The following is a 25663-nucleotide window of genomic DNA, read 5'->3' on the forward strand; positions in this document are numbered from 1 at the left end:
AATAAAAAAATAATTGACCGTATCGTCATATATTAGTAAAATATAGTTAGTGATAATATTATGTACCCTTGAAATTATTCATTCAGAAAATTCCAAGGGTACAAAAAGGCAGGGAGGAGGAATGGACATGGTAGACTATAGCGAGGGCTCAGGAAAACAGTACCATACGGGCGTTGGAAGGGGCGATGTTGGAAGATATGTTATAATGCCGGGAGATCCCAAAAGATGTGAAAAGATAGCTGCTTTTCTTGATGAGCCAAAATTTATTGCAGACAACCGAGAGTATGTTACATATACCGGAAAACTCGATGGCATTAAGGTTAGTGTCACTTCGACCGGGATAGGCGGACCATCTGCAGCGATAGCACTTCAGGAACTTGTAGCCTGTGGAGCAGACACTTTTTTGAGAGTCGGTACCTGCGGAGGTATGCAGGATGATGTACTCGGTGGTGATATAGTTATCGCAAACGGAGCCATAAGAATGGAGGGCACTTCAAAAGAATATGCACCTATAGAATATCCGGCGGTGGCAGACATAAATGTGATAAACGCCATGATGACTTCGGCAGAAAAATTAAAATTAAAATATCATGTCGGAGTAGTTCAGAGCAAGGATTCTTTTTTCGGTCAGCATGAGCCGGAGCTTATGCCTGTAGGATATGAGCTTCAGAATAAATGGGATGCATGGATAAAGATGGGGTGTCTTGCATCGGAGATGGAAACAGCGGCACTTCTCATTGCAGGAAGTTATCTCAGAGTGAGAGTCGGTGCGTGTTTTTTAGTGCTTGCCAATCAGGAGAGAGCTAAAAAAGGACTTTCAAATGTGCAGGTGCACGACACAAAGACAGCAATAGAAACAGCAGTTGGAGCAGTAAGAGAACTTATTAAAAAGGATAATATTAAAAAAACAATAAACAGATAATTACCTTTAAAACAGGTATAAAATAAAAAAGAAAGTATGAAAAAATGGAGGACTTATAATTATGAACGCAGAAGGACTTTTAGTAATGGCATCGGTGACAAGACATTCAGCATATGCACCATATTCGCATTTTAAGGTGGGAGCAGCACTTTTAACTGAGAGAGGAAAAATATACACAGGATGCAATATTGAAAATGCAGCATACACACCGTCAAACTGTGCGGAGAGAACAGCATTTTTTAAGGCTGTAAGTGATGGAGAGAGAGATTTCAGGGCTATCGCCATTGTCGGTGGAAAAGAGGGTGAAAAAGATTATGATTTTTGCTCGCCATGCGGTGTATGCAGACAGGTTATGATGGAGTTTTGTGACCCTGAGGAGTTTGAGATAGTTCTTGGGAATTCAGCCGGAGACATAAAAGTTATCAAATTAAAAGATATACTTCCGGAGGGATTTGGACCGGAAAATCTTGAGTAGTGCATCATGTCACTGGCTTTCAGGCGGGTAACGCAGAGCAGATTTAATATAATGGCATTATTAAAACATGATTAACTGCTGTCCAAACAACAAATAGTATTTATACAACTTCGTGGTGAGTTGTTCAGAAATGAGGGATAGTATGAGTTTTAAATATAAGAGGATTTTTACGATAGTTATTGATTCAATGGGTATTGGTGAAATGGCAGATGCGGCAAAGTTTGATGATGCAGGAGCAGATACACTTGGACATATTTCACAGTCCGTTGAAACATTTGACATACCTAATTTCAGAAAACTGGGGATTGCCAATCTTAAGATTTTAAAACAGGTCGCACCGGTAAAAGAGCCACTCGGATATTATTTTGCGATGAATGAAAGAAGCAATGGCAAGGATACCATGACAGGACACTGGGAAATGATGGGTATAAACACCACAAAACCGTTTATCACATTTACCGAAACAGGATTTCCAAAGGAACTTATCGCAGAGCTTGAAAAAAGAACAGGCAGAAAGATAATAGGAAATAAAGCCGCAAGCGGCACTGTTATATTGGATGAACTTGGTGAGGAGGAGATAAAGACAGGAGCTTTGATAGTCTACACTTCTGCTGATTCGGTTATGCAGATATGCGGCAATGAAGAAACGATGGGGCTTGACAATCTCTACAGATATTGTGAGATAGCACGAGAACTTACTATGAGAGACGAGTGGCGTGTCGGAAGAGTTATTGCAAGACCATATACAGGCAGTAAAAAAGGTGAGTTTGTGCGAACGAGCAATAGGCATGATTATGCTTTAAAGCCGACAGGACGCACTGTTCTTAACTCACTTAAGGATGCAGGACTTGATGTTATATCAGTGGGTAAGATAAATGACATATTTGCAGGAGAGGGCATCACCGAGAGCAATCGTTCAAAATCAAGTGTTCACGGTATGGAGCAGACCATAGAGATAGCAAAAAGAGATTTTACAGGTCTTTGTTTTGTAAATCTTGTTGACTTTGATGCACTTTGGGGTCATAGGAGAAATCCGGTCGGCTATGCAAAAGAGATAGAAAAGTTTGACAAAAATCTTGGCATATTGCTTGATGAACTCAAGGAAGATGATCTTCTCATAATAACGGCAGACCATGGAAATGACCCGACATATAAGGGGACAGACCACACGAGAGAAAAAGTGCCGTTTGTGGCATATTCCTCATCGTTTAAGGGAAATGGCAGACTGCCTGAGACAGATACATTTGCCGTTATCGGAGCAACAGTCGCAGAGAACTTTGGTGTAGAAATGCCTGAGGGCACTATCGGGACATCGGTGCTTGATAGATTAAAATAGAAAAAGTCAAATTAAATATTGATAACTAATTAAAGTTAGCATATACTAATAGAGTGTTAGTGTATGCTAACTTTTTTGTTGTAATCTATTGACATATGCATAAAAATATGATACATATATTCATATGAACAATTATTCATATGAAAAGGTTCCCAAAATAAAAAATGAAAAAATATACAGAGAGTATCTGTATTGGAAGGAGTGATATTATGTTTCTTGAAATTAAAAATATCAGAAAACATTATGGAGAGGGAGAAAGCAGGGTTGAGGTTTTAAAAGGAATTGACATAGAGATTGAAAAGGGTGAGATATGTGTTCTGCTTGGTCCGTCAGGTTCGGGAAAGTCTACGCTTCTTAATATCATCGGAGGGATAGATTATGCCGATGACGGTTATATAGCCATAAACGGTGATAAGATTGAGGATATGAATGAAAAGCAGCTTACAAGATACAGGAGAAAGCATCTCGGATATGTTTTTCAGATGTATAATCTTATACCAAACCTTAACATAAAGGAAAATGTCGAGACAGGTGCCTATCTTAGCGACAATCCTATGAATACAGATGAGATATTAAAAGGTCTTGGGCTTTACGAGCACAGGCATAAGCTTCCAAATCAACTTTCAGGCGGACAGCAGCAGAGGACATCTATAGGCAGGGCGATAATAAAAAATCCGGATATCCTCCTCTGTGATGAACCGACCGGGGCACTTGATTACAATACATCTAAGGAAATCCTTAAGCTGATAGAGAGTATAAATCAGAAATATGGAAATACCATAATAATCGTAACTCATAATGATGCGATTAAAAATATGGCTGACAGGGTTATCACATTGAGGGATGGCGAGATAAGAAAAAATTATAAAAATGAAAATAAAATTTCGGCTAAGGAACTTGAATGGTAAAGGGGCAGCACGCACAACATTTGTGTCTGTGCACACTTGACACAAACTTAATATGCACAAAAAGTGTGTAGAAAAGAGGCTTAATATGAGAAATCCACTTATAAAAAGACTTCCGAGAGAGTTAAAAGGAGATATAGGCAAGTATCTTGTTATCTTTTTGTTTATGACTATGCTTATCAGTCTTGTGTCTGGTTTTTTGGTGGCTGACAACAGCGTATATGATGCATATGAAAAGGGATTTGAAAAATACAATGTGGAATATGCAGATTTCGTGACGGCAGACGAAATGTCTGACGAAACGATAAAAGAGCTTGAAAACGATAATAAAGTCAGGATTTATGACCAGAGGTATTATAAATTAAAGGAGTCAAAGAGAAATGCGACCATAAGAGTATATGGTGAGAGGAAAGAAGTAAATAAGCTTTGTATAATGTCAGGCAGGCTTGCAAAAACTGATGACGAGATTACACTTGACAGAGTTTTTGCAAAAAACAATGATTATAAAGTTGGTGATAATATAAAAATAGGAGATAAAGATTATAAGATAACAGGTTTTGTGGCAATGCCTGATTATAGTTGTCTGTTTGAAGATAACGCTGATATGATGTTTGATTCAGTAAATTTCGGTGTGGCTTCGATGACGGATTCAGGTATTAAAAAGCTTAAAAAGAGTAAGTTAAATTACTGTTATGCCATGAGATATAACAAGAAGCCAAAAAGTGACAAGGAACAGAAAAATATGTCTGATGATTTTCTCAAAAGTCTGGCGAAAAAAGCTGCAGTCACTTCCTATATACCTCGCTGTGAAAATAAAGCAATAAACTTTACCGGAGATGATATGGGCGGAGATAAGGCAATGTTTATTTTATTTGACTATATCGTAATAGCGATACTTGCATTTGTCTTTGCCATAACGACTTCAAATACAATAGTTAAAGAGGCTGGTGTTATAGGCACTTTAAGGGCATCAGGATATACCAGAGGAGAAATCGTAAGACATTATATGATAAATCCTGTAATAGTTACACTTATATCTTCTATAATAGGAAATGTCGTGGGATATACCGTTATGGTAAAATATATGGCATCAATGTATTATAACAGTTACAGTCTGCCGACATACAATACTTTATGGAATGCTGAGGCATTTATAGATACGACTGTTATTCCGGTGATACTAATGTTTATCATAAATTATTTTGTATTAGCATCAAAATTAAGGATTTCACCGCTTAAATTTTTACGCAGGGAACTTTCTAAAAAGACGAGAAGAAAAGCGGTGAGATTAAACACGAAGATACCATTTATGCACCGATTCAGATTGAGGGTTGTTTTCCAGAATATATCAAACTACATAACACTGTTTGCAGGTATCTTATTTGCGGCGGTAATAGTTATCTTCAGTCTGATGTTCGGACCACTTATTGATGATTATTCAAAACTTGTCGGAAAGAGTATAATAGCTGATTACCAGTATATACTCAAAGCACCTGCTGATACAAAAGTACCAGGGGCAGAAAAATATTGTGTGGAGAGTTTAAAGACACTTCCGGGAAAATATATGGAAGATGATATAACGATTTACGGAATATCAGATAACAGCAAATATGTTAAAGCGGATATACCTGACGAAAAGGTTTATGTGTCAAATGGGTATATGGATAAATTCGGCATAGAAAAAGGAGATAAAATAGAACTTAAAGACCCTTACAGCAACAAGAAATATAAGTTTGAAGTTGCGGGCTCATATAAATATGATGCCGTTATATCGGTGTTTATGAACAGAAATACTTTTATAAAAAAATTTGATAAGGATGATGATTATTATAGTGGGTATTTCAGCAATAAAAAATTAAAGGATATAGACGATGATTATGTTGCGGGAATAATCACAGTAAAGGACTTAAGAAAAGTGTCAACACAGATGAAAGTGTCGATGGGTGATTTTATGGATCTGATAAAGTATTTTGGTGTTATAATGTTTATCCTTCTAATGTATCTGTTATCAAAACAGATAATAGAGAAAAACAGTAATTCAATAGCACTCACAAAGATACTAGGATATTTGGACATGGAGATAGGAGGTCTTTATATCATTACCACTTTTGCGGTGGTGGTTATATCACTGCTTTTGTCGATACCTATAGTAAATGTCATTATGCGTTGGATGTTTAGTTCATATCTATATACGCAGATGACAGGTTATATTCCTTATATCATATCAGACAGTTGTTATGTTAAAATGTTTGTTATGGGTGTTATCAGCTATCTTGCGGTATGTGTCATTCAGATGATAAAAATAAAGAAGATACCAAAGAGTGATGCACTTAAAAATGTAGAATAAGATAAATTCAAAAGGCGGTACTTGTGATGGATGATGCAAAGTGGGGACAGACACTTGAAGGTGACAAAGCAGACGAAACACCTGTATTTGAAGGAAAGAAAATAACATTTATTTCATCGAATGTTAATGTTGCAACTGTAACAGGGGCAGGAAAGGTGACCGGAAAGAAAAAAGGGAAGTGCGTGATTTATTGCATTACACATAATGGCATAAAGAAAAAAGTCAGCGTTAATGTATTAAAAGCTAAATAAAAGTCGGTAAAGGAGCTGTCTGACAAAAATACATTAAAAAACAGTTATTTGTTACTATGAAAATTAGATTTCTCAAATGAAAATAAAGGAGTATAATGCTTTCGGGATAAAATTTTACAATATGCGGATAATGACTATATTGTTTGTAAGTTGTTTCTGCATATTGTATAAAAAATCAGAAGGGAACAAATAGCATTATGAGAAAAAGAGTTTTAGTTGCACAGTCAGGAGGTCCGACAGTGGCAATCAATGCATCGCTTGCAGGAGTTATTGCAGGTGTTGCGAGGTCTGGTGAATATGAGAGGATAATTGGAGCAGCCAATGGGATTTTGGGTGTATTAAATGAAAGGTTTATAGACCTCTCGATATTTGAAAATGATGTAAAAGCAGGCAATGACAGTATCAGTGATATCGTGACATCAGGCAATGATGATGTTCAAAAAGCGTGGTGTCCAAAATCTCAGCTAGACAGGCTTGCAGTCACTCCGTCGATGTATCTTGGTTCATGCCGTTTTAAACTTCCGTTTTATGAAGAAGATTCACGGCTTTATGAGAAGATTTTTGCTATATTGGACAAGAATGATATCGGTATGTTTTTCTATATTGGCGGAAATGATTCCATGGATACCGTAAATAAGCTGTCAGCATATGCAAAAAGCATAAGCTCTGATATAAGATTTGCAGGTATTCCTAAGTCTATTGACAATGATCTTCCGCACACTGACCATACTCCGGGATATGGTTCTGCTGCAAAATATATAGCGGCATCAATAGCGGAGATGGCACATGATGTAAAAATATATGACATTCCGTGTGTGACTATCATAGAGCTGATGGGAAGAAATGCAGGATGGCTTACGGGTGCTGCGGCACTTGCGAGAAATGAATACAACGAGCTGCCGCAGCTTATATATCTCCCCGAAGTGGATTTTGATAAGGATGAATTTATCGAAGATGTAAAAAATGAGCTGAAAAAATCAAATTGCGTTATGGTTGCAGTATCAGAAGGGATACATGACAGTGACGGAAACTATATCAATGCAGGTACTTCAGACACTTTTGGTCATGATCAGCTTGGTGGTGCGGCAAAAACTCTTGAGTTTCTGGTGAAGGAAAAGCTTCATATAAAATGCAGAAGTGTTGAAATCAATATCATGCAACGATGTGCAGCACATATGGCAGCAGGGACGGATATCAGAGAAGCCTATGAGCTTGGAATTGCCGGAGTAAAATATGCGATAGAGGGCAATACAGGTTTTATCCCTGTTTTGAAAAGAATATCCGATGCACCATACAGGTCCGTTATTGAATATGCAGACCTAAAAAGCATTGCGAATGTAGAAAAGAAAGTACCTTTAGAGTGGATAAATAAAGCTCATAATAATGTGACGGACAATATGCTTGAGTATGTTAAGCCGCTTATAAATGGTGAGATAATGCTCCCTTACAAAAACGGACTGCCTGATCATTTGTGGCAGGACACGAAATATATGGATTAACTGAAAAATAATTATAACAACCCCTTTATACTGTGAGAAGGGCATTTCGAGTGAGTTTCTGCGGTATAAGGGGGTTGTTGTGTATGGAAACGGAGCTGGAAATTTTCATTATTGCAAAATAAGGTGTAAAGTATTATACTATTATTATCAATGTTTGCTGTTTCAGCAAGTTTAGAAGCAGGTAGTTGCCTACTGAGTAAATATAGTTCAGAAACTTTAGGATATGTTACGCCGCATAAGTTACAGAACGCTTTCAAATGCTGTAAAAAAGTGAAATTGCCGAAAAAGTATAGAAAATACATGACTTAATACGAAATAAGGAGCAATATGAAAAAAGAGGGATATTATTCATCAGGTGAATTTGCAAAAAAAGCTCATGTTACAAAGAAAACGATAAGGTATTATGACGAACACAATATCCTTAAACCGTCTTTTGTAAGTGACAGTGGAGCCAGATTTTATTCGGATGAAGATTTTGCACGACTACAACAGATATTATTTCTTAAATATCTTGGTTTTTCTCTTGCTGATATAAAGGAAATGACAGTCAGAAATTCAGATAAGCATTTTTTCTCAGAGTCACTTCATATGCAGCTTGGTCTTATCGAGGAAAAAATAGAACAGATGCAGCTTATAAAGACGGTATTAGTTGATGCGTCAAAGGCAGTTAAGCAGGAAAAAAATGTTGACTGGAGCAAGATGATGCAGCTTGTAAATGTAAATGAAATGGAACACAAGCTTAAAGTCCAGTATCAGAACTCATCAAATATCTCGGCAAGGATAAATCTTCATGAGGAATTTTCAAAAAATAAGCAGGGTTGGTTTCCGTGGCTTTTTGAGCAGTGTGAGCTTAAATCAGGTGAAAATGTGCTTGAACTTGGTTGCGGAGATGCCTCGCTGTGGAGGATGAACAGGGAAAAGATACCTGAAAAGATAAATGTTATTTTATCAGATATTTCTGACGGTATGATAAGAGATGTAAGGCGTTCAATGAAAGATATTGAAAATGATTTTTCGTTTGAAGTCATGGATGCACATCATATAAATGCACCAGATGAGAGTTTTGACATAGTTATTGCAAACCATGTACTTTTTTACTGTGAGGATTTAGAAAAGGTGTGCAGTGAGATAAAGCGTGTTTTAAAACCGGGCGGAAGATTTGTTGGCAGCACTTACGGAAATGCTCACATGAAAGAGATAAGTATGCTTGTAAGTGACTTCGACAGCAGGATAGTTTTGTCTGCTGACAGACTTTATGAAAAATTTGGTAAACAAAACGGCGGCAAGATACTTGAAAAGTTTTTTTCAGATGTTTCATGGTCTGAATATGAGGATTATCTTGAGGTGACAAAACCGGAGTCTCTTATCTCGTATGTTCTTTCGTGCCATGGAAACCAGAATAGATTTATAGTTGACAGATACAATGATTTTGTGTCTTTTGTAAAGAAAAAGACAAAGTACGGTTTTGATGTAACGAAAGAGGCGGGGGTTTTTCGTGCCGTGAAAAAATAAATCTGGCTTAAAGTAAGAGATGTTTTTGAAAAAGGCAAGAAGAAAGAAAAAATAAATGATAATATAAGGAATAAACTGTCGAGAAGCTGAAAAAATTAGATAATATATGATAAAAATACATATAAATATAGAAAATTTAGCATATAAAATATAAAAATTATATAAAAAATAAAAAAAGACTTGCATATGCCCTTAGGGCACCTTTTATAATGTAATCACAATTAAAACATTCGTATAATTTACTAATTTAGGAGGAACATTATGAAAGGAATTATTTTAGCAGGCGGTTCAGGTACAAGACTTTATCCGCTTACAAGAGTAACAAGTAAACAGCTTTTACCTATATATGACAAACCGATGATTTATTATCCTATGTCAGTGCTTATGAATGCAGGAATAAGAGATATTCTTATTATCTCAACACCTCAGGACACACCTAGATTTGAAGAACTTTTAGGCGATGGTCATCAGTTTGGCGTAAATCTTTCATATGAGGTACAGCCAAGTCCTGACGGACTCGCACAGGCATTTATAATCGGTGAGAAATTTATCGGTGATGACAATGTTGCTATGGTACTCGGAGACAATATCTTTGCGGGACACGGTCTTAAAAAGCGTCTTAACGAGGCAGTTAAAAATGCTGAGAGAGGAAAGGGTGCGACAGTATTCGGGTATTATGTTGACGACCCTGAGAGATTTGGTATCGTTGAGTTTGACAAAAATGGAAAGGCTGTTTCCATTGAAGAAAAACCTGAGAAACCTAAGAGTAATTACTGCGTGACAGGTCTTTATTTCTATGACAATAAGGTAGTAGAGTATGCAAAGAACCTCAAACCGTCGGCGAGAGGTGAGCTTGAGATAACAGACCTCAACCGTATATATCTTGAAAAAGGCAGCTTAAATGTTGAACTTTTAGGACAGGGATTTACATGGCTTGATACAGGTACACATGAGAGTCTTGTGGAAGCAACAAACTTTGTAAAGACGGTTGAACAGCACCAGCACAGAAAGATTGCCTGCCTTGAGGAAATCGCATATCTTAACGAATGGATTTCAAAAGAGGAAGTCTTAAAAGTATATGAACTTTTAAAGAAAAACCAGTACGGACAGTACCTTAAAGATGTACTTGACGGAAAATACCAGGAAAATTTATATTGATAAAAGGAGAACTAAAATGACTATTATAGTAACAGGTGGAGCAGGATTTATTGGAAGTAACTTTGTTTTTCATATGTTAAATAAATATCCGGATTATCGTATAATCTGTCTTGATTGTCTTACATATGCAGGTAATTTATCAACACTTGCACCGGTTATGGACAATCCTAATTTTAGATTTGTAAAAGAGGATATAACTAACCGTGAGGCAGTTTATAAATTATTTGAGGAAGAAAAGCCTGACATGGTAGTAAACTTTGCGGCTGAGAGCCATGTTGACCGTTCAATCGAGGACCCGGAGGTATTCCTTCGCACAAATATTATGGGTACTGCCGTACTCATGGATGCGTGCCGCAAATACGGTATCAAGAGATACCATCAGGTATCAACAGATGAAGTTTACGGAGATCTTCCGTTGGACAGACCAGATCTTTTCTTTACAGAGGAGACACCGATACATACAAGCAGTCCTTACAGTTCATCTAAGGCTTCAGCAGATCTTCTTGTACTTGCTTATCACAGAACTTATGGACTTCCTGTAACGATAAGCCGTTGCTCAAACAATTATGGACCATACCATTTCCCGGAGAAACTTATACCTCTTATGATTGCAAATGCACTCAATGATAAGCCACTTCCTGTTTACGGAAAAGGTGAAAATGTGCGTGACTGGCTCTATGTTGAGGATCACTGCCGTGCCATCGACCTTATCATTCACAATGGCAGAGTAGGAGAGGTTTACAATGTTGGTGGTCATAATGAGATGACAAATATTGATATTGTTAAGATAATCTGTAAAGAACTTGGAAAGCCTGAGAGCCTTATCACATATGTTGCTGACCGTAAAGGACATGATATGCGTTATGCCATCGATCCTACAAAGATTCACAATGAGCTTGGCTGGCTTCCTGAAACAAAATTTGCAGATGGAATAAAGAAGACAATAAAATGGTATCTTGATAACAAAGAGTGGTGGGAGACTATCATTTCAGGCGAATATCAGAATTACTACGAGAAGATGTACGGAAACAGACAGTAAAAAAAGCTGAAAGTGAAGGATACTTTTTGGATTAAGGTTAAGAAAATAATCAAAAGCTGAAAATAAAGGTAGCTTTTTGAAATAGTGTCAGGAAAATAATCAAAGGCTGAAAGAGTAAAATGTTTCTTGGCTGAAATTCAAGAGGATGAGAATTTACAAAGAGCTTGATAAAAAATAAGACAGGGATGTGTGATATTAAGCATACATCCCTGTAAATAAATATAAAGTGATGCAGTATGTTAGGAAACAGATAGAAATGTATTTTTACATATAAATTGTCATCTATTGGAAAAACAGTGATGATTGCATAATAATGCAGCAATTTTAAGTACCGGTTGAGTCTGGGTAAACATTATAAAAAATGAAAATGTAATATTATAAAGTGAGGTAACAGACATGAAAATTTTAGTTACAGGTGTCGGTGGACAGCTCGGCTTTGATGTGATGAATGAACTTGCAAAGCGTGGTCATGAAGGCATTGGAAGTGATATTTTAGCTGAGGTTACATCTATTGATGCACCTTATGTGCAGATGGATATAACAGATGGTGATGCAGTTTCAAAAAATATCAAAGAAATCAAACCCGATGCGGTTATCCATTGTGCGGCATGGACAGCGGTTGATGCGGCAGAAGATGAGGACAAGCAGGAAAAAGTTTTTGCAATCAATTCAACAGGAACAGAAAATATAGCAAAAGTATGTAAAGAGATTGATGTTCCTATGATGTATATAAGCACTGATTATGTGTTTGACGGTCAGGGAGAAAAACCGTGGGAGCCTGACTGCAAGGATTATAAGCCTTTAAATGTTTACGGAAGTTCAAAACTTAAGGGTGAACTTGCCGTATCAGGCATCTTAGATAAATATTTTATAGTAAGAATAGCATGGGTATTTGGAAAAAACGGTTCAAACTTTATAAAGACAATGCTCAATGTCGCAAAGACACATGACAAACTTACTGTTGTGAATGACCAGATAGGTACACCAACTTATACATTTGACCTTGCAAGGCTTCTTGTCGATATGATAGAAACTGACAAGTATGGTTATTATCATGCTACAAATGAGGGCGGTTATATAAGCTGGTATGATTTTACAAAGGAGATATTCAGACAGGCAGTAAAACTTGGCAGAACTGAGTACAGCGAAGAAAAAGTTCAGGTAAGTCCTGTTACAACGGCAGAGTACGGTGTATCAAAAGCCGCAAGACCATTTAACAGCAGACTTGACAAGAGCAAACTTGTTAAGAATGGATTTAAGCCGCTTCCGACATGGCAGGATGCAGTTGAGCGTTATTTAAAGGAAATCGAATTTTAATACGAGAGGAGAAAATGATGCCTGTATTTGATTTTAACAGTGTACCTGATGAAGAAAAGAAAAATGCGGTATGCACATACGAGATATTTATGTCAAGCGAGGAGAGTGCCACGCCGGAAAAACCGATATTAGTTATTGATAATAAAAATAAACAGTGGAAACATCATTCATTTGGTATGTTTACCAATCCTATAAAGCGTACAACATTTGAATTTAACGAGGAAAACGGAGTTGAAGTTTCAGATATATTAAAGGTTGATGCAAGATTTGTAAGTCTGCTCAAATGGCTTGGAGAGAGCCATATCAATGTAAGGCTTTCAGGCGAAAATACGGCTGAGGGATATGCTGTTTATAAGATAAGCGAAGTTGCACACGGAAATACTTCAAAGTTATCTGCGGAGGATGGTTTCCTCCAATATATGATAGAAAGACTTTTTGCGAGTGATGCTCCTTCAAAGGTCGTAAATGACGAGGAGGAAGACGAGAGCGGAGATGGAATGAAGCTGACAAGCCTTCAGAGTATTACCGATTTTATCAACTGTGCGGGGGCAACACTTCCTGATAATATCAGACTGTGGGCGAGAAGAAACCTTGCGGTAGCAAAATCGCACGAAGTATCTCCGGAGGAAAGACGGCACGCACAGAGAGCATTATCTATCATGATGAACATAAAGTGGAAAAGCAATTACTTTGAAACGATAGATATTGTCGAGGCAAGAAAGATACTCGATGAAGAACTCTATGGAATGGAGAGAGTAAAACAGCGTATCATAGAAACGATAGTACAGATAAACCGTACGCATACACTTCCGGCATACGGAATATTGCTTGTAGGACCTGCCGGAACAGGTAAATCACAGATTGCATATGCGGTTGCAAGAATACTCAAACTTCCATGGACAACACTTGATATGAGTTCGATAAGTGACCCGGAACAGCTTACGGGAAGTTCAAGAATATATTCAAATGCAAAATCAGGTATCATTATAGATGCGTTTGAGATGGCAGGAGAGTCAAATCTTGTATTTATCATAAACGAGCTTGACAAGGCAACATCAAACAAAGGTCATGGAAATCCGGCGGATGTACTTCTCACGCTCCTTGACAATATCGGATTTACTGACAATTACATAGAATGTATGGTTCCGACAGTCGGTGTCTATCCGATAGCCACGGCAAATGACAAATCAAAGATAAGTGCACCTTTGATGTCGAGATTTGCAGTAATAGATATACCTGATTATACGGCAGAGGAGAAACAGGTTATCTTCAAGAATTTCTGTATGCCAAAGGTTCTTAAAAGAATGGGTATGAGAAACGAAGAATGTATAGTTACACCTGAGGCAGTAGCAGCAGTGGTTGATAAGTTCTCAAACACGACAGGAATACGAGATCTTGAACAGGCAGCAGAGCATATTGCAGCAAATACACTTTATCAGATAGAGGTCGATAAGGTGGAGAGCGTTACTGTTACTAAAGAGATGGTTGACGGATTGTTTTAGGATGTTTTAAAATAAGGCTGTATGGAAATTTTATGTTTCCATACAGTCTTATTTTTTGAACTCCAGCGTGTATTATATCAATCCGAGTTATATTTATTATTCATATATGGAAGGGATGTTGTTAGATTGAAAAGCAAAAATATATTGATAGCGGAGGATGATTTAAATATAAACAATCTGCTCAAAGAGGCTCTTGAGCGTGAGGGGTATGTGTGCATACAGGCATTTTCAGGGACTGAGGCTTTGTTGCAGCTTGAAAGAACAGATGCGGCACTCGTACTTCTGGATCTTATGCTTCCGGGAATGTCAGGGGAGGAAGTGCTTGCAGGAATAAGGGAAGATAGAGATATACCTGTTATAATTCTTACTGCAAAGGACGGAATGGACGAAAAGCTTGAACTCTTAACAAATGGAGCAGACGATTATATAACGAAGCCTTTTAATATCGACGAGGTTTTGGCGAGGGTGAAGATACAGCTTCGTCATGCAGGAAATGAAAAAGAGGATGAGAAAATAAAAATTGATGGATTTGAACTGGATATAAAAACACATCAGATATGGATAGAGGGAAAAGAACTTAAAAAATTAACAAGGCAGGAGTTTGAAATTTTAAGGCTGCTTGCACAAAATCCTAAAAGAGTATTCAGCAAAGAAGCAATTTTTACATATGCGTGGCAGGAAGAATACATGGGAGAGACAAAAACACTCGATGTGCATATAAGTAACATTCGCAAAAAGATAAAAAAGATAACTGACAAAGAGTTTATCCGGACGGTATGGGGTATCGGATATCGCTTTGCTGACTAAATATATGTGCAGAAACAAACAGATCAAAGCATTAGCCGGCAGATTTACGGCTTATTGCTTTGATTTTACTGTTTTATGGGAAAATATAAATTCTTTACTTTTTCTTTACTTTTTCTTAGCGTTTTATTATGAAATGGCTCTTAAAATAAATGTTGTAAAATAAAAATAGAAAGGAAAAACTATTATGAGTGATATTTTATTAGAAACACACGCATTAACGAAACAGTTTCGGAAACATAAGGCAGTTGATGAAATCAATATGCATATAAAACGGGGAGGTATCTATGGTTTTATTGGGAGGAATGGTGCCGGTAAGACCACTTTTTTAAAAATGATAAGTGGTCTGACTACTCCGTCATCGGGTGATTATTCGTTATTTGGATATTCAGGAAAAGAGTTGTCAAAGGTAAGGTCAAGGGTAGGCTGTCTTATTGAAGAACCGGGACTTTATATAAATATGTCAGCATATGACAATCTTATGATAAAGGCAAAGCTTTTTGGGATAAGTGATAAAAAATATGTTTCTGAGCTTCTTGATATGGTAGGCTTGGCAGATGTCGGAAAGAAAAAAACAAAGAATTTTTCTCTTGGTATGAAACAGCGTCTTGGCATAGCTCTTGCAATGGTTGGAAATCCTGATTTTCTGGTACTTGATGAGCCGATAAACGGACTTGATCCGCAGGGAATTGTGGAAGTCAGGGATATGCTTGCAGGACTTGCTAAGGAAAGGAACATTACCATTCTTATATCAAGTCATATATTAGAGGAACTTTCAAAAGTATGTACGGATTTTGGCATAATACATAAAGGAAATCTTTTACAGGAGCTTTCGCAGGAACAGCTTATGCAGCAGTGCAGTAAGCGTATTGAACTGGTGCTTGATGAGCCTAAAAAGGCAGTTGTCACACTTGATGAAATAGGAGTTCACGATTATGAAGTCATTGATAAGTCACATATTTACATTTATGAAAGACTTGAGGAGAGTGCTTATATAAATGAAAGACTTGTAAATTCAGGAGTGTGTCCGAGAGAGATAAAAGTAAATCAGGAAGAACTTGAAAGTTATTTTTTGAATATGACGGCGGATTAGAAAGCCGTTGATAAACAGTGGTGTGGGAAGTAAAAGTGTTACTATACAGGCTTTGTGTCTGTGCATACCTGACGCAAAGTTATATAGCATAAAAGATAAAAATATGTGTAACACAAAATATGTGTAACACAAAATTTGTGCAGAAATGGAGATTATTATGTTTAATATAATAAAAATGGATTTATATAAAATGTTTAAAATGAGGTCGTTTTATGTTGTAAATATAATTGCAATGGTATCTGTTGCAATCATGCTGTTGTCTGCAGCACCGGTTGATTTCGGCAAAACAGATACGAAAGAGGACAACAATACTGTTGTCTATGAAAACAAAGAACAAAGTGTTAAACTAGGGGTAGCTGTTGATGATTCACAGCTTATTGGAACTGAACAGAATGTTTTAACGATATACAGCTGTTTTATGTCATCGGGAATCTATCTCTTTTTTAGTGTTATTTTCACAATGATATTTGCGTTAAGTGAAAATAAAAACGGGTATATTAAAAACATCGGAGGACAGGTCAGACACCGCTGGCAGCTTTTTGTTTCCAAATTGACAGCTATATTTATATATATTTTTATGTTTGACCTTATATTGCTGGTTGTTCAGTCAGTAATATGGTTTATTGCAAAAGGAAATTTTGGGGCAGGCAGCTTTAGCGAATATATTACTTTTATTATTTCGCAGTTTTTGTTACAATATGTATTTGTAATCGTTTGTACGGCAATCGCAATAATAACAAAAAGCAGGGTTTTCAGCATGACGGCAGCGGTATGCCTGTCATTTGGAATGGGCAAGCTGGCGTGTATGGGAATTGACGCCGGAATATATAAGCTTTTAAACCGTGAGGTTTCTTTGGAAAAATATCTAATTACAACAAAAATAAGCACCATGCTTCCAAATATGGACATGGCACAGATAAGGAACATCATAGTATTTGCGGCTGTATATTTCATTGTTTCCGTATTTGTGGGAATAATTAGCGTGGAAAAGAGAGATATGGTATGATATACAGGTGGTTGTGAAACTCAGTATATGTTTTGTTGTTTGCGAATATCTGCTTGACTTATTTAAAGAACGACTGAGTTTTGAAAATGTCTGATTGTGTTAATGGAGGGAGGAGTCGGAAATAAATGGAAAAAATAATAATTATAATGCTCATCATTACATTAGGTATATTTATATATATGTACTTTACATTACGCAGTCAGATTAAGGATATCACCGCTCAGCTTGATTTTATTGAAAAAAACAGGAGTAATGCATTGATAACGATACGGGTGAAAGCAGGCGGATCAAAAGCACTTGCAGCTGCACTTAATGAAATGCTTGAGAATCACAGGGCTGAGCGTGTGATGTGGAAGAAAAAAGAAAATGAAATTTCATGTATATATACAAATCTTTCACATGATATAAGAACTCCGCTTACATCACTTGACGGATATTTTCAGCTTTTGTCAGAATCAGAAGATAAGGAGAAAAACAAACGGTATATTTCAGTGATAAAAGGCAGGATAAAAGCTCTTTCAGATATGCTTGAGGAATTATTTATGTTTACAAAACTGGAGAATAAGACTTATAATATTAAATTGTACAAATGTGACATGAGTGAGATAGTCAGGGAAACATTATTTTCTTATTTTGACGAGTGGGAGAAAAAAGCTATTGTACCTGAGCTGAAGCTGACCGAAGAAAAATTGTATTTTTATGGAAATGAGCAGATGATGCACCGTATTTTGCAAAATATAATAAAAAATGTATTGGAACATGGTGAGAAGAAGGTTGAGATATGTTTAAACTCAATTAAAAATGAGATAAGACTTACGATTAAAAATGAGGTGACAAAACCTGATGAAATTGATATATCCCGAATTTTTGAGAGGTTTTATAAGGCGGAGGTGGCAAGGAGCAAAACTTCAACAGGACTTGGGATGGCAATCGCAAAAGAAATGACAGAGGAAATGGGTGGAAAAATAGAAGCAGAACTTAATGATAACATATTTAAGGTAAGTTTGTTTTTTAAAAGGTTGTGATGTTATCAGGTCAAAACTACCTGTATGCTGTGTCAAAGTGACAGTATTGCGGGACTGCCTGTGCATAATCTGATAAAAGAGAGGTGTTAAATGAGGATGAGTTTTGAGGGCTTTGATAAAGGCGGATCAGACAAAAATAATAATCGCATTTATATAGCAATAGATTTAAAATCATTTTATGCATCTGTTGAGTGTGTCGAGAGGGGGCTTGATCCTCTTACGACAAATCTGGTGGTAGCGGATGAGTCTAGAACCGAAAAAACAATTTGTCTGGCAGTCTCACCTTCCCTGAAAGCATATGGAATTTCGGGGAGGGCGAGGCTTTTTGAAGTTGTGCAGAAAGTGAAAGAGATAAAGGCGGCTACAGGAGAGCAGGTAGAATATATCGTGGCAAAGCCGAGAATGGCATATTATATGGAGTACAGCACAAAAATTTATAATATTTATCTTAAATATATAGCACCTGAGGATATTCATGTCTATTCAGTGGACGAGGTTTTTATTGATGTCACATCTTATCTTAAGGCTTATGAAAAAACACCGAGAGAACTTGCCATGATGCTTATCAGGGAAGTTTTAAAGGAAACAGGCATTACCGCAACGGCAGGGATTGGAACAAATCTTTATCTTTGCAAAGTCGCAATGGATATAGTTGCAAAGCATATCAAACCCGATGAGGATGGTGTGAGGATTGCCGAGTTAAATGAGATAAGCTACAGGAGGATATTGTGGACGCACAAGCCTATAACTGATTTCTGGCGGGTCGGCAGGGGATATGCGAAAAAACTTGCGGAGTGCGGCATTTACACAATGGGAGATGTGGCGATGTGTTCTGTCGGAAAAGCAGGTGATTTTTATAATGAGGAGCTTCTTTATAAATTGTTTGGGATAAATGCAGAACTTCTTATAGACCATGCGTGGGGGTATGAACCATGCACCATTGCTGATATAAAAGCATATAAACCTGAGAACAACAGTATAAGTTCGGGGCAGGTGCTTACCTGTCCGTATGATGCAAAAAAAGCTAAACTCGTCGTTATGGAAATGACAGATATGCTTGTACTTGATTTGGTGGAAAAGGATCTTGTGACCGACCAGATGGTGCTTACAGTGGGGTATGATATAGAAAATCTGAAAAATCCTGAGATAAGAAAAAAATACAAAGGCGAATATATTGTAGACAGATATGGAAGAAAGATACCAAAGCACGCACATGGTACGACAAATCTCGGAAAAATGACTTCATCAACAAAAATTATAATGGAGCATATCGAAAAATTATATGATGATATAATAAATAAAGACCTTCTTGTAAGACGAATGAATGTAGTTGCAAATCACATTATAAGGCAGGAAGATGTAGTCGAAAAGAAAGACTTTGAACAGCTTGACCTTTTTACTGATTATGGAGAGTTAGAAAAGCAGAAACAGGAAGAAAAGTTAAGGCTTGAAAAAGAAAAGAGATTGCAAAAAGCGATGATAGATGTAAAGAAAAAATACGGCAAAAATGCTATATTAAAAGGTATGAACCTTGAGGAAGGTGCGACGGCTATGGAAAGAAACAGGCAGATAGGAGGTCACAGGGCATGATGCTTGAAAATGGTGACTGGAAAAAATATGAGGATATAATAGACTTAGAAAGACCCTTATCAAAGAAACATATGCCGATGAGCATACATGACAGGGCGGCACAGTTTGCTTCATTTGCGGCATTGAAAGGCTATGATGAGGCGGTCAGGAATAAGGCTCTGGAGGTGGAAAAAAATTATGATGAGGAAAATAGATAAAAGGTTTGTTTATTATATTGACAGGAAATAAAAAAATAAAAAGTTTGTTAAGGATTTTGAAAAAGGATAATAAAAAACTATGAGGATTGTTAATGAAATTGAAAAACAAGAAAACTAAAAAGTTTATTAAGGATTTTGATAAGGAATAGAAAAGACGGTTAAAAGATTTGTTGATAAAATAGGATGGAAATAGAAAGATGAGGTACAGATATGACTACAGATAGAGATGAAGTGATTAAGACAATGAAAAGTATGGATGGATATAAGAGCGGATATGAAAAATTTCCGTCAGAGCTATCACTTAAAGCACAAAAATCATGCCATGAATACAATAAAACAGCACCAGATGAAACAGAAAAATATCATAAGATAGTAGGAAAGTTTTATTTTAAACTTGGTGGGATTTTTTTGCTCACATTATGTATTGCTGCATTTACCGCCTGCCAGAACAGTGATGAGAATAAAAAAGCATCAAAAGATATATTTGCGATGGATACATATATGACGGTGACAGCATATGGTAAAAATGCTGAAAATGCTGTGGATGAAGCAGTGGATGAGATAAACAGGCTTGAAACGGTGCTTAGTGCACAGAAAAAAGAAAGTGATATATATAAACTTAATCAGACAGGCAGCGGTACACTTTCGGAAGACACAAAAGACATTGTCTCAGAAGCACTTAAGATAAATAAAACAACAAATGGGGCATTTGACATAAGCATATATCCTCTGATGGTAAAGTGGGGATTTACAACACAAAAATATAATGTGCCGTTAAAAAGAGAGATTTCTAAACTTCTCAAAAATGTAGACTCATCTAAGATAGAATTTGATGAAAAAAGCAGCAGTATAAAACTTGGCAAAAATATGAAAATCGACCTCGGTGGCATAGCAAAAGGCTATACTTCAAGCCGTGTAATGCAGATTTTTAAGGATTGTGGTGTGACTTCCGGTCTTGTATCGCTTGGTGGAAATGTTCAGGCGCTCGGTACAAAAACTGACGGAACAGATTGGCAGATAGCAATCGAAAATCCCGACAAATCATCGGATTATATCGGAGTGGTATCGGTAAAAGACAAGGCGGTCATCACATCGGGGGGATATGAGAGATATTTTGAAAAGAACGGAAAGACATATCATCATATATTAGACCCTAAAACAGGGTATCCGGCAGAGTCAGGTCTTAAGAGTGTGACGATAGTAAGCGATAACGGAACGCTTGCCGATGCATTGTCCACATCATTATTTGTCATGGGAAAAGAAAAAGCGTTGGATTATTGGCGGGAGCATAAAAATGAATTTGATACCGTACTCGTGGAGGATAATGGAAATATAACGATAACAGACGGGTTAAAAAAAGTATTTAAGTCGAATTTTAAATTTGATATTGCAAAATGAAAAACAAAGAATAAAAATCAGAGTTTAAAATTGAGAAATTGATGTATGATTAAAATGAAAGGCTATCTGTCATAAAAAGAAAATCAATAATACCATATCCATATACAAGCACATTGTATTGTTAATTATCTTTTTATGACTAAAATGTTGCACAGGGATTGATACTTTATTTCGTATTTGCAGGGAAAACAACAGAATAACAGAAAATATTATAAAATACAAAACCATAAGATACAAAATTATAAAATAAATAACAATATAAAAAAGAAAGTAGGATAAAAATGGTAGCAACAGAAAAAACATTCTGGGACAAAAGATATGGAAGAAACTTTTTAAAAATAACAGCTTTACTGACAATGCTTATCGATCATATAGGCTGTGTATTCTTAATGGAGAGGGGCGATATAATATATAAAGCGTTCAGAGCGGTAGGCAGAATATCATTTCCTATTATATGCTTTTTGCTCGTGGAGGGATTTATACACACCCGCAGCAGGGAAAAATATATGATAAATCTGCTGATATTTGCTGTTATATCGGAGATACCATATGACCTTGCATTTGGACATAAGTTAATAGATGTAGGCGAACAGAATGTAATGTGGACATTATTACTCGGAGTGATAATGATGTATTTTGTAGCAAAATGGGAATACAGTTTTGCAGTAAAAATGGCACTCGTATTTCTTGCAGGATTTGTTGCAGTTGTATTAAAAACAGACTATAGCATATGGGGAATATTATTAATAGCCATATTTTATATGCAGAGAAATGACAGAAGAAATGCTTTGTTATATACCTGCTTTTTGATGTTTGTACAGGGCAGGATGCAGTCATTCGGGGTGCTTGCAATACCGTTTATAATGGCATATGATGACACAAAAAATGATGTAAAAATGCCTAAGTATTTCTTTTATGCATTTTATCCGGTACATATACTTGTACTGTGGGGGATATCGTTGTTAGTGTGATGAAATTAAAGGAAGTAACAGTTCAGCCCCTCATTTATTACATTCGTAAACTTGCCAGCAAGCTGTCAGTCGCTGCTATGCAGCTTGTGTTTACTTCATTTCATAAATGAAAGGCTGTTCCACCCCAAAAAACAAGTCAATAATACATTGAGCAAGCTCATGTATTATTGACTTATCTTTTTTGGGGCTGAACTGTTACTAAAGGAATTATAAATAGCGGTGCACAGCTTTACATAAAGTTACTTCAATGTTAAAATAAAGCTACTAAATACGGAGTTTGATTTTTGGAATATAAACAGGAGGGGTGCATATGGCAAAGGTTATAAGTATAGGAAATCAGAGTTTTGAGTCAATACGGGAAAAAGATAATTTTTATATAGACAAGACAAATTTCATAAGAGAATGGTGGGATAATGACGATACAGTAACACTTATAACACGCCCACGTCGTTTTGGAAAAACATTAAACATGAGTATGCTTGAATGTTTTTTCTCAAACAAATACAAAGACAGAGGGGATTTATTTGAGGGGCTTGAAATATGGAACGATGAAAAGTATCGCAAATTGCAGGGGACATATCCGGTGATATTTCTTAGTTTTGCTGAGATAAAACAAAATAACTATAATGATGCAGTTGAGAAAATTAAAAGAATAGTATGTGAAGTATGCCAGCAGTTTGAATTTTTGAAAAACTGGGATGGATTAACGGAAATAGAAAAGAAAAATATAAGTAATATTAGTTATAATATGAGTGATGTTATGGCACAGGATTTGATAAAAAATATGTCAAATTATCTAAGTAGATATTATGGAAAAAAAGTAATTATACTTCTTGATGAATACGATACGCCTATGCAAGAAGCATATGTAAACGGTTACTGGGAGGAACTTGTAGCATTTACAAGAAGTCTTTTTAATTCTACTTTTAAGACAAACCCATATCTTGAAAGAGCTATAATGACAGGAATTACGAGAGTATCAAAAGAGAGCATATTTTCCGACCTGAATAATTTAAAAGTTATTACAGTAACAAGTGACGAGTATTCAAAATGCTTCGGCTTTACGGAAGATGAAGTTTTTGCAGCACTTGATGAACAGGGACTTTCAAGTGAAAAAGAAAAAGTAAAATTGTGGTATGACGGATTTACTTTTGGGGATGAAAAAGATGTTTATAATCCGTGGTCTATAATCAACTTTCTTGATGAAAAGAAATATAAGACATATTGGGCTGACTCAAGTTCAAATGGGTTGGTAAATGAGCTTATAAGGACGGGGTCAGCAGAGATAAAAAAGACGATGGAAACATTAATTGCAGGCGGCACTGTTGAAAAAAATATAGATGAGCAGATAGTATTTGAACAATTAAAAACAAATAAGGATGCTGTCTGGAGTTTGTTACTTGCAAGTGGTTATCTTCGTGTAGAGACATTTCGTACAGAGGGAAGGTTAAATAAAAAAATATATAGTCTGAAGCTGACAAATTATGAAGTAGAGCAAATGTTTGGGACAATGATAGAGAGATGGTTTGGAGGAGCAGATGTTCCATATAATGAATTTATAAACGCGATGCTCAATGGTGATATTGAAAGCATGAACGAATACATGAACAGGGTAACAAGAGGAGTTATAAGTTACTTTGATACAGGAAAAACCCCATCTGATGAAGAACCGGAGCGTTTTTATCATGGACTCGTGCTTGGTCTGATGGTCGAACAGGTAGATAATTATATTTTAAATTCAAACCGTGAAAGCGGCTATGGAAGATATGATATAATGCTGGAGCCGATAGACAAAACAAATGAAAAATATCCTGGTATAGTAATAGAATTTAAAGTAATAAATCCTAGAAAAGAAAACACACTTGAAGAAACAGTTGCAGCGGCATTAAAACAGATAGAAGAAAAAAACTATGATGCAGAGCTTGTTAAACGAGGAGTGAAAGAAGAAAACATTCATCACTATGGTTTTGCGTTTAGAGGTAAAGAGGTGTTGATAGATGGCAGGTAGATATTTTTGGAACCGAAAATATCGTAAGAAAAAGTTTCGTGTGAGGATTTTGGCAATTTAGGATGCGAAGCATTGCCAAAATCTGTTGCAGTTTGTTTTTTAAACTGCGACAAAGAGGTGCTGATAGATGGCAGGTAGTAACGGTTCAATCTTTTATGAATGTAATAAATGAACGGTTACTTTTTCAATCCAAAAAATTCAAAAAACGCTTGACAACCCGTAAAAATATATGTATGATATATGAGATGCCGCTTAACGAGGCTCCTTGAAGATGACTTTTGTCACGCCAAAGTTAGCGAGTAATGATAAATAGGAGGTGCGATTATGTACGCAATTATTGCAACAGGTGGAAAGCAGTACAAAGTATCCGAAGGTGATATCATTAACGTAGAAAAACTTGCTGTTTCCGCAGGAGAGACAGTTACTTTTGATCAGGTTGTTGCTGTAAATGATGGAACTATGAAGGCTGGAGACGATGTAGCAAACGCAACAGTTACTGCTTCTGTAGTTAAGGAAGGCCGTGCAAAGAAGGTTATCGTTTACAGATATAAGAGAAAATCTGGATATCATAAGAAAAACGGTCACAGACAGTCTTTCACACAGGTAAAGATTGAAAAAATCAACGCTTAGTTGATGAAAAGGTGACAGTATATGATAGATGTGACATTATTTCAGAATGATAGTGGAGACTATGTCGGTTTTCGTATGACAGGACATGCTGAGTATGCTGAGTATGGCAGTGATATAGTTTGTGCGGCTGTTTCCGTACTTGTTATAAACACGATAAACAGTGTTGAAAAATTCACGGATGACGAATTTAACAGTGCAGTCCATGAGGAAAAAGACATAGTGTTATTTGGTATAAAATCTGAAAAGGTTAGCGAATCTGCTAAACTGTTACTTAATTCGCTTGTACTTGGTCTTGAAGGCATACAGGCGGAATATGGAAAAAAGTATATTAAGATTAGAAAAAAGAGAAAGCAGGAGGTGTAAGGCTATGTTAAACATGAACCTTCAGTTATTTGCTCATAAAAAAGGAATGGGTTCTACAAAGAATGGTAGAGACTCAGAGTCAAAGAGACTTGGAGCAAAGAGAGCAGACGGTCAGTTTGTACTTGCAGGTAACATTATCTACAGACAGCGTGGAACAAAGATTCTTCCGGGTGTTAATGTAGGTCGTGGTGGCGATGATACATTGTTCGCATTAGTTGACGGTGTTGTTCGTTTCGAGAGAAAAGGTAGAGACAAGAAGCAGGCTTCAGTATATCCTGTAGAAGCTAAATAGTCTATAATCGGTATTTAACCGGC

24 protein-coding genes are annotated in these 25663 nt (G+C 36.5%); all 24 read left to right on the plus strand.

Going from position 1 to position 25663, the window contains the following annotated elements; translation table 11 throughout:
• The first annotated feature begins 127 nt into the window (after positions 1-127).
• The 24 genes from udp (at position 128) to rpmA (ending at position 25640) form a co-directional block, all read left to right on the plus strand.
• Entirely contained in the window at positions 128-922 is a 795-nt protein-coding gene (gene udp, locus DW721_RS03995; RefSeq protein ID WP_118744905.1) for a uridine phosphorylase, read from the plus strand.
• A gap of 61 nt (positions 923-983) precedes the next feature.
• Positions 984-1397 (plus strand): cytidine deaminase, encoded by a 414-nt coding sequence (gene cdd, locus DW721_RS04000; RefSeq protein WP_118744906.1) that lies wholly within the window; start codon positions 984-986, stop codon positions 1395-1397.
• Between the two features lie 142 nt (positions 1398-1539).
• Complete coding sequence (locus tag DW721_RS04005; protein WP_118744907.1) at positions 1540-2733, plus strand: phosphopentomutase; 1194 nt, start codon at positions 1540-1542, stop codon at positions 2731-2733.
• A gap of 209 nt (positions 2734-2942) precedes the next feature.
• On the plus strand, positions 2943-3641 hold the full coding sequence (locus DW721_RS04010) for an ABC transporter ATP-binding protein (protein ID WP_022013367.1): 699 nt from the start codon (positions 2943-2945) through the stop codon (positions 3639-3641).
• Between the two features lie 85 nt (positions 3642-3726).
• Positions 3727-5985 (plus strand): ABC transporter permease, encoded by a 2259-nt coding sequence (locus DW721_RS04015; protein WP_118744908.1) that lies wholly within the window; start codon positions 3727-3729, stop codon positions 5983-5985.
• A gap of 26 nt (positions 5986-6011) precedes the next feature.
• Positions 6012-6236, plus strand: a complete 225-nt coding sequence (locus DW721_RS04020; protein WP_118744909.1) for an Ig-like domain-containing protein — start codon at positions 6012-6014, stop codon at positions 6234-6236.
• Between the two features lie 197 nt (positions 6237-6433).
• The gene (locus DW721_RS04025; protein WP_118744910.1) at positions 6434-7735 is read left to right on the plus strand and encodes a 6-phosphofructokinase; all 1302 of its coding nucleotides are present in this window, start codon (positions 6434-6436) and stop codon (positions 7733-7735) included.
• Positions 7736-8062: 327 nt separating this feature from the next.
• On the plus strand, positions 8063-9247 hold the full coding sequence (locus DW721_RS04030) for a methyltransferase domain-containing protein (RefSeq protein WP_118744911.1): 1185 nt from the start codon (positions 8063-8065) through the stop codon (positions 9245-9247).
• 261 nt (positions 9248-9508) lie between these two features.
• The gene (gene rfbA / locus DW721_RS04035) at positions 9509-10405 is read left to right on the plus strand and encodes a glucose-1-phosphate thymidylyltransferase RfbA (protein ID WP_118744912.1); all 897 of its coding nucleotides are present in this window, start codon (positions 9509-9511) and stop codon (positions 10403-10405) included.
• A gap of 16 nt (positions 10406-10421) precedes the next feature.
• On the plus strand, positions 10422-11444 hold the full coding sequence (gene rfbB, locus DW721_RS04040) for a dTDP-glucose 4,6-dehydratase (RefSeq protein WP_022014226.1): 1023 nt from the start codon (positions 10422-10424) through the stop codon (positions 11442-11444).
• 396 nt (positions 11445-11840) lie between these two features.
• Positions 11841-12761 (plus strand): dTDP-4-dehydrorhamnose reductase, encoded by a 921-nt coding sequence (gene rfbD / locus DW721_RS04045; protein ID WP_055942186.1) that lies wholly within the window; start codon positions 11841-11843, stop codon positions 12759-12761.
• A gap of 17 nt (positions 12762-12778) precedes the next feature.
• On the plus strand, positions 12779-14263 hold the full coding sequence (locus tag DW721_RS04050; RefSeq protein ID WP_118744913.1) for an AAA family ATPase: 1485 nt from the start codon (positions 12779-12781) through the stop codon (positions 14261-14263).
• A gap of 126 nt (positions 14264-14389) precedes the next feature.
• The gene (locus tag DW721_RS04055) at positions 14390-15070 is read left to right on the plus strand and encodes a response regulator transcription factor (protein WP_243035937.1); all 681 of its coding nucleotides are present in this window, start codon (positions 14390-14392) and stop codon (positions 15068-15070) included.
• A gap of 184 nt (positions 15071-15254) precedes the next feature.
• Positions 15255-16160, plus strand: coding sequence for an ABC transporter ATP-binding protein (locus DW721_RS04060; protein ID WP_118744915.1), 906 nt, complete (start codon positions 15255-15257; stop codon positions 16158-16160).
• 157 nt (positions 16161-16317) lie between these two features.
• Positions 16318-17166, plus strand: a complete 849-nt coding sequence (locus DW721_RS04065; RefSeq protein ID WP_118744916.1) for a hypothetical protein — start codon at positions 16318-16320, stop codon at positions 17164-17166.
• Between the two features lie 125 nt (positions 17167-17291).
• Entirely contained in the window at positions 17292-18191 is a 900-nt protein-coding gene (locus tag DW721_RS04070; RefSeq protein ID WP_118744917.1) for a HAMP domain-containing sensor histidine kinase, read from the plus strand.
• 90 nt (positions 18192-18281) lie between these two features.
• Positions 18282-19781, plus strand: a complete 1500-nt coding sequence (locus DW721_RS04075; RefSeq protein ID WP_243035938.1) for a DNA methylase — start codon at positions 18282-18284, stop codon at positions 19779-19781.
• Complete coding sequence (locus DW721_RS04080; protein ID WP_022014218.1) at positions 19778-19978, plus strand: hypothetical protein; 201 nt, start codon at positions 19778-19780, stop codon at positions 19976-19978. The genes DW721_RS04075 and DW721_RS04080 overlap by 4 nt, the downstream gene beginning before the upstream one ends.
• Positions 19979-20188: 210 nt before the next feature.
• Positions 20189-21376, plus strand: a complete 1188-nt coding sequence (locus DW721_RS04085; protein WP_243035939.1) for an FAD:protein FMN transferase — start codon at positions 20189-20191, stop codon at positions 21374-21376.
• A gap of 281 nt (positions 21377-21657) precedes the next feature.
• A complete protein-coding gene (locus DW721_RS04090; protein WP_118744918.1) occupies positions 21658-22347 on the plus strand; it encodes a TraX family protein in 690 nt (229 codons plus the stop codon).
• A 310-nt stretch (positions 22348-22657) separates the two neighbouring features.
• The gene (locus DW721_RS04095) at positions 22658-24355 is read left to right on the plus strand and encodes an AAA family ATPase (protein WP_118744919.1); all 1698 of its coding nucleotides are present in this window, start codon (positions 22658-22660) and stop codon (positions 24353-24355) included.
• A 324-nt stretch (positions 24356-24679) separates the two neighbouring features.
• Positions 24680-24985 (plus strand): 50S ribosomal protein L21, encoded by a 306-nt coding sequence (gene rplU / locus DW721_RS04100; RefSeq protein ID WP_022015281.1) that lies wholly within the window; start codon positions 24680-24682, stop codon positions 24983-24985.
• Positions 24986-25006: 21 nt separating this feature from the next.
• A complete protein-coding gene (locus DW721_RS04105) occupies positions 25007-25348 on the plus strand; it encodes a ribosomal-processing cysteine protease Prp (protein WP_022015280.1) in 342 nt (113 codons plus the stop codon).
• 4 nt (positions 25349-25352) lie between these two features.
• Positions 25353-25640 (plus strand): 50S ribosomal protein L27, encoded by a 288-nt coding sequence (rpmA, locus tag DW721_RS04110; RefSeq protein WP_022015279.1) that lies wholly within the window; start codon positions 25353-25355, stop codon positions 25638-25640.
• Positions 25641-25663 lie beyond the last annotated feature (23 nt).

Source organism: Clostridium sp. AM27-31LB, from assembly GCF_003480745.1.
In the GTDB taxonomy this organism is placed as follows: domain Bacteria; phylum Bacillota; class Clostridia; order Lachnospirales; family Lachnospiraceae; genus Butyribacter; species Butyribacter intestini.

Coding starts and splice junctions, on each gene's coding strand:
- udp (WP_118744905.1), top strand. CDS start 128: ATGGTAGACTATAGCGAGGGCTCAGGAAAACAGTACCATACGGGCGTT.
- cdd (WP_118744906.1), top strand. CDS start 984: ATGAACGCAGAAGGACTTTTAGTAATGGCATCGGTGACAAGACATTCA.
- DW721_RS04005 (WP_118744907.1), top strand. CDS start 1,540: ATGAGTTTTAAATATAAGAGGATTTTTACGATAGTTATTGATTCAATG.
- DW721_RS04010 (WP_022013367.1), top strand. CDS start 2,943: ATGTTTCTTGAAATTAAAAATATCAGAAAACATTATGGAGAGGGAGAA.
- DW721_RS04015 (WP_118744908.1), top strand. CDS start 3,727: ATGAGAAATCCACTTATAAAAAGACTTCCGAGAGAGTTAAAAGGAGAT.
- DW721_RS04020 (WP_118744909.1), top strand. CDS start 6,012: ATGGATGATGCAAAGTGGGGACAGACACTTGAAGGTGACAAAGCAGAC.
- DW721_RS04025 (WP_118744910.1), top strand. CDS start 6,434: ATGAGAAAAAGAGTTTTAGTTGCACAGTCAGGAGGTCCGACAGTGGCA.
- DW721_RS04030 (WP_118744911.1), top strand. CDS start 8,063: ATGAAAAAAGAGGGATATTATTCATCAGGTGAATTTGCAAAAAAAGCT.
- rfbA (WP_118744912.1), top strand. CDS start 9,509: ATGAAAGGAATTATTTTAGCAGGCGGTTCAGGTACAAGACTTTATCCG.
- rfbB (WP_022014226.1), top strand. CDS start 10,422: ATGACTATTATAGTAACAGGTGGAGCAGGATTTATTGGAAGTAACTTT.
- rfbD (WP_055942186.1), top strand. CDS start 11,841: ATGAAAATTTTAGTTACAGGTGTCGGTGGACAGCTCGGCTTTGATGTG.
- DW721_RS04050 (WP_118744913.1), top strand. CDS start 12,779: ATGCCTGTATTTGATTTTAACAGTGTACCTGATGAAGAAAAGAAAAAT.
- DW721_RS04060 (WP_118744915.1), top strand. CDS start 15,255: ATGAGTGATATTTTATTAGAAACACACGCATTAACGAAACAGTTTCGG.
- DW721_RS04065 (WP_118744916.1), top strand. CDS start 16,318: ATGTTTAATATAATAAAAATGGATTTATATAAAATGTTTAAAATGAGG.
- DW721_RS04070 (WP_118744917.1), top strand. CDS start 17,292: ATGGAAAAAATAATAATTATAATGCTCATCATTACATTAGGTATATTT.
- DW721_RS04075 (WP_243035938.1), top strand. CDS start 18,282: ATGAGGATGAGTTTTGAGGGCTTTGATAAAGGCGGATCAGACAAAAAT.
- DW721_RS04080 (WP_022014218.1), top strand. CDS start 19,778: ATGATGCTTGAAAATGGTGACTGGAAAAAATATGAGGATATAATAGAC.
- DW721_RS04085 (WP_243035939.1), top strand. CDS start 20,189: ATGACTACAGATAGAGATGAAGTGATTAAGACAATGAAAAGTATGGAT.
- DW721_RS04090 (WP_118744918.1), top strand. CDS start 21,658: ATGGTAGCAACAGAAAAAACATTCTGGGACAAAAGATATGGAAGAAAC.
- DW721_RS04095 (WP_118744919.1), top strand. CDS start 22,658: ATGGCAAAGGTTATAAGTATAGGAAATCAGAGTTTTGAGTCAATACGG.
- rplU (WP_022015281.1), top strand. CDS start 24,680: ATGTACGCAATTATTGCAACAGGTGGAAAGCAGTACAAAGTATCCGAA.
- DW721_RS04105 (WP_022015280.1), top strand. CDS start 25,007: ATGATAGATGTGACATTATTTCAGAATGATAGTGGAGACTATGTCGGT.
- rpmA (WP_022015279.1), top strand. CDS start 25,353: ATGTTAAACATGAACCTTCAGTTATTTGCTCATAAAAAAGGAATGGGT.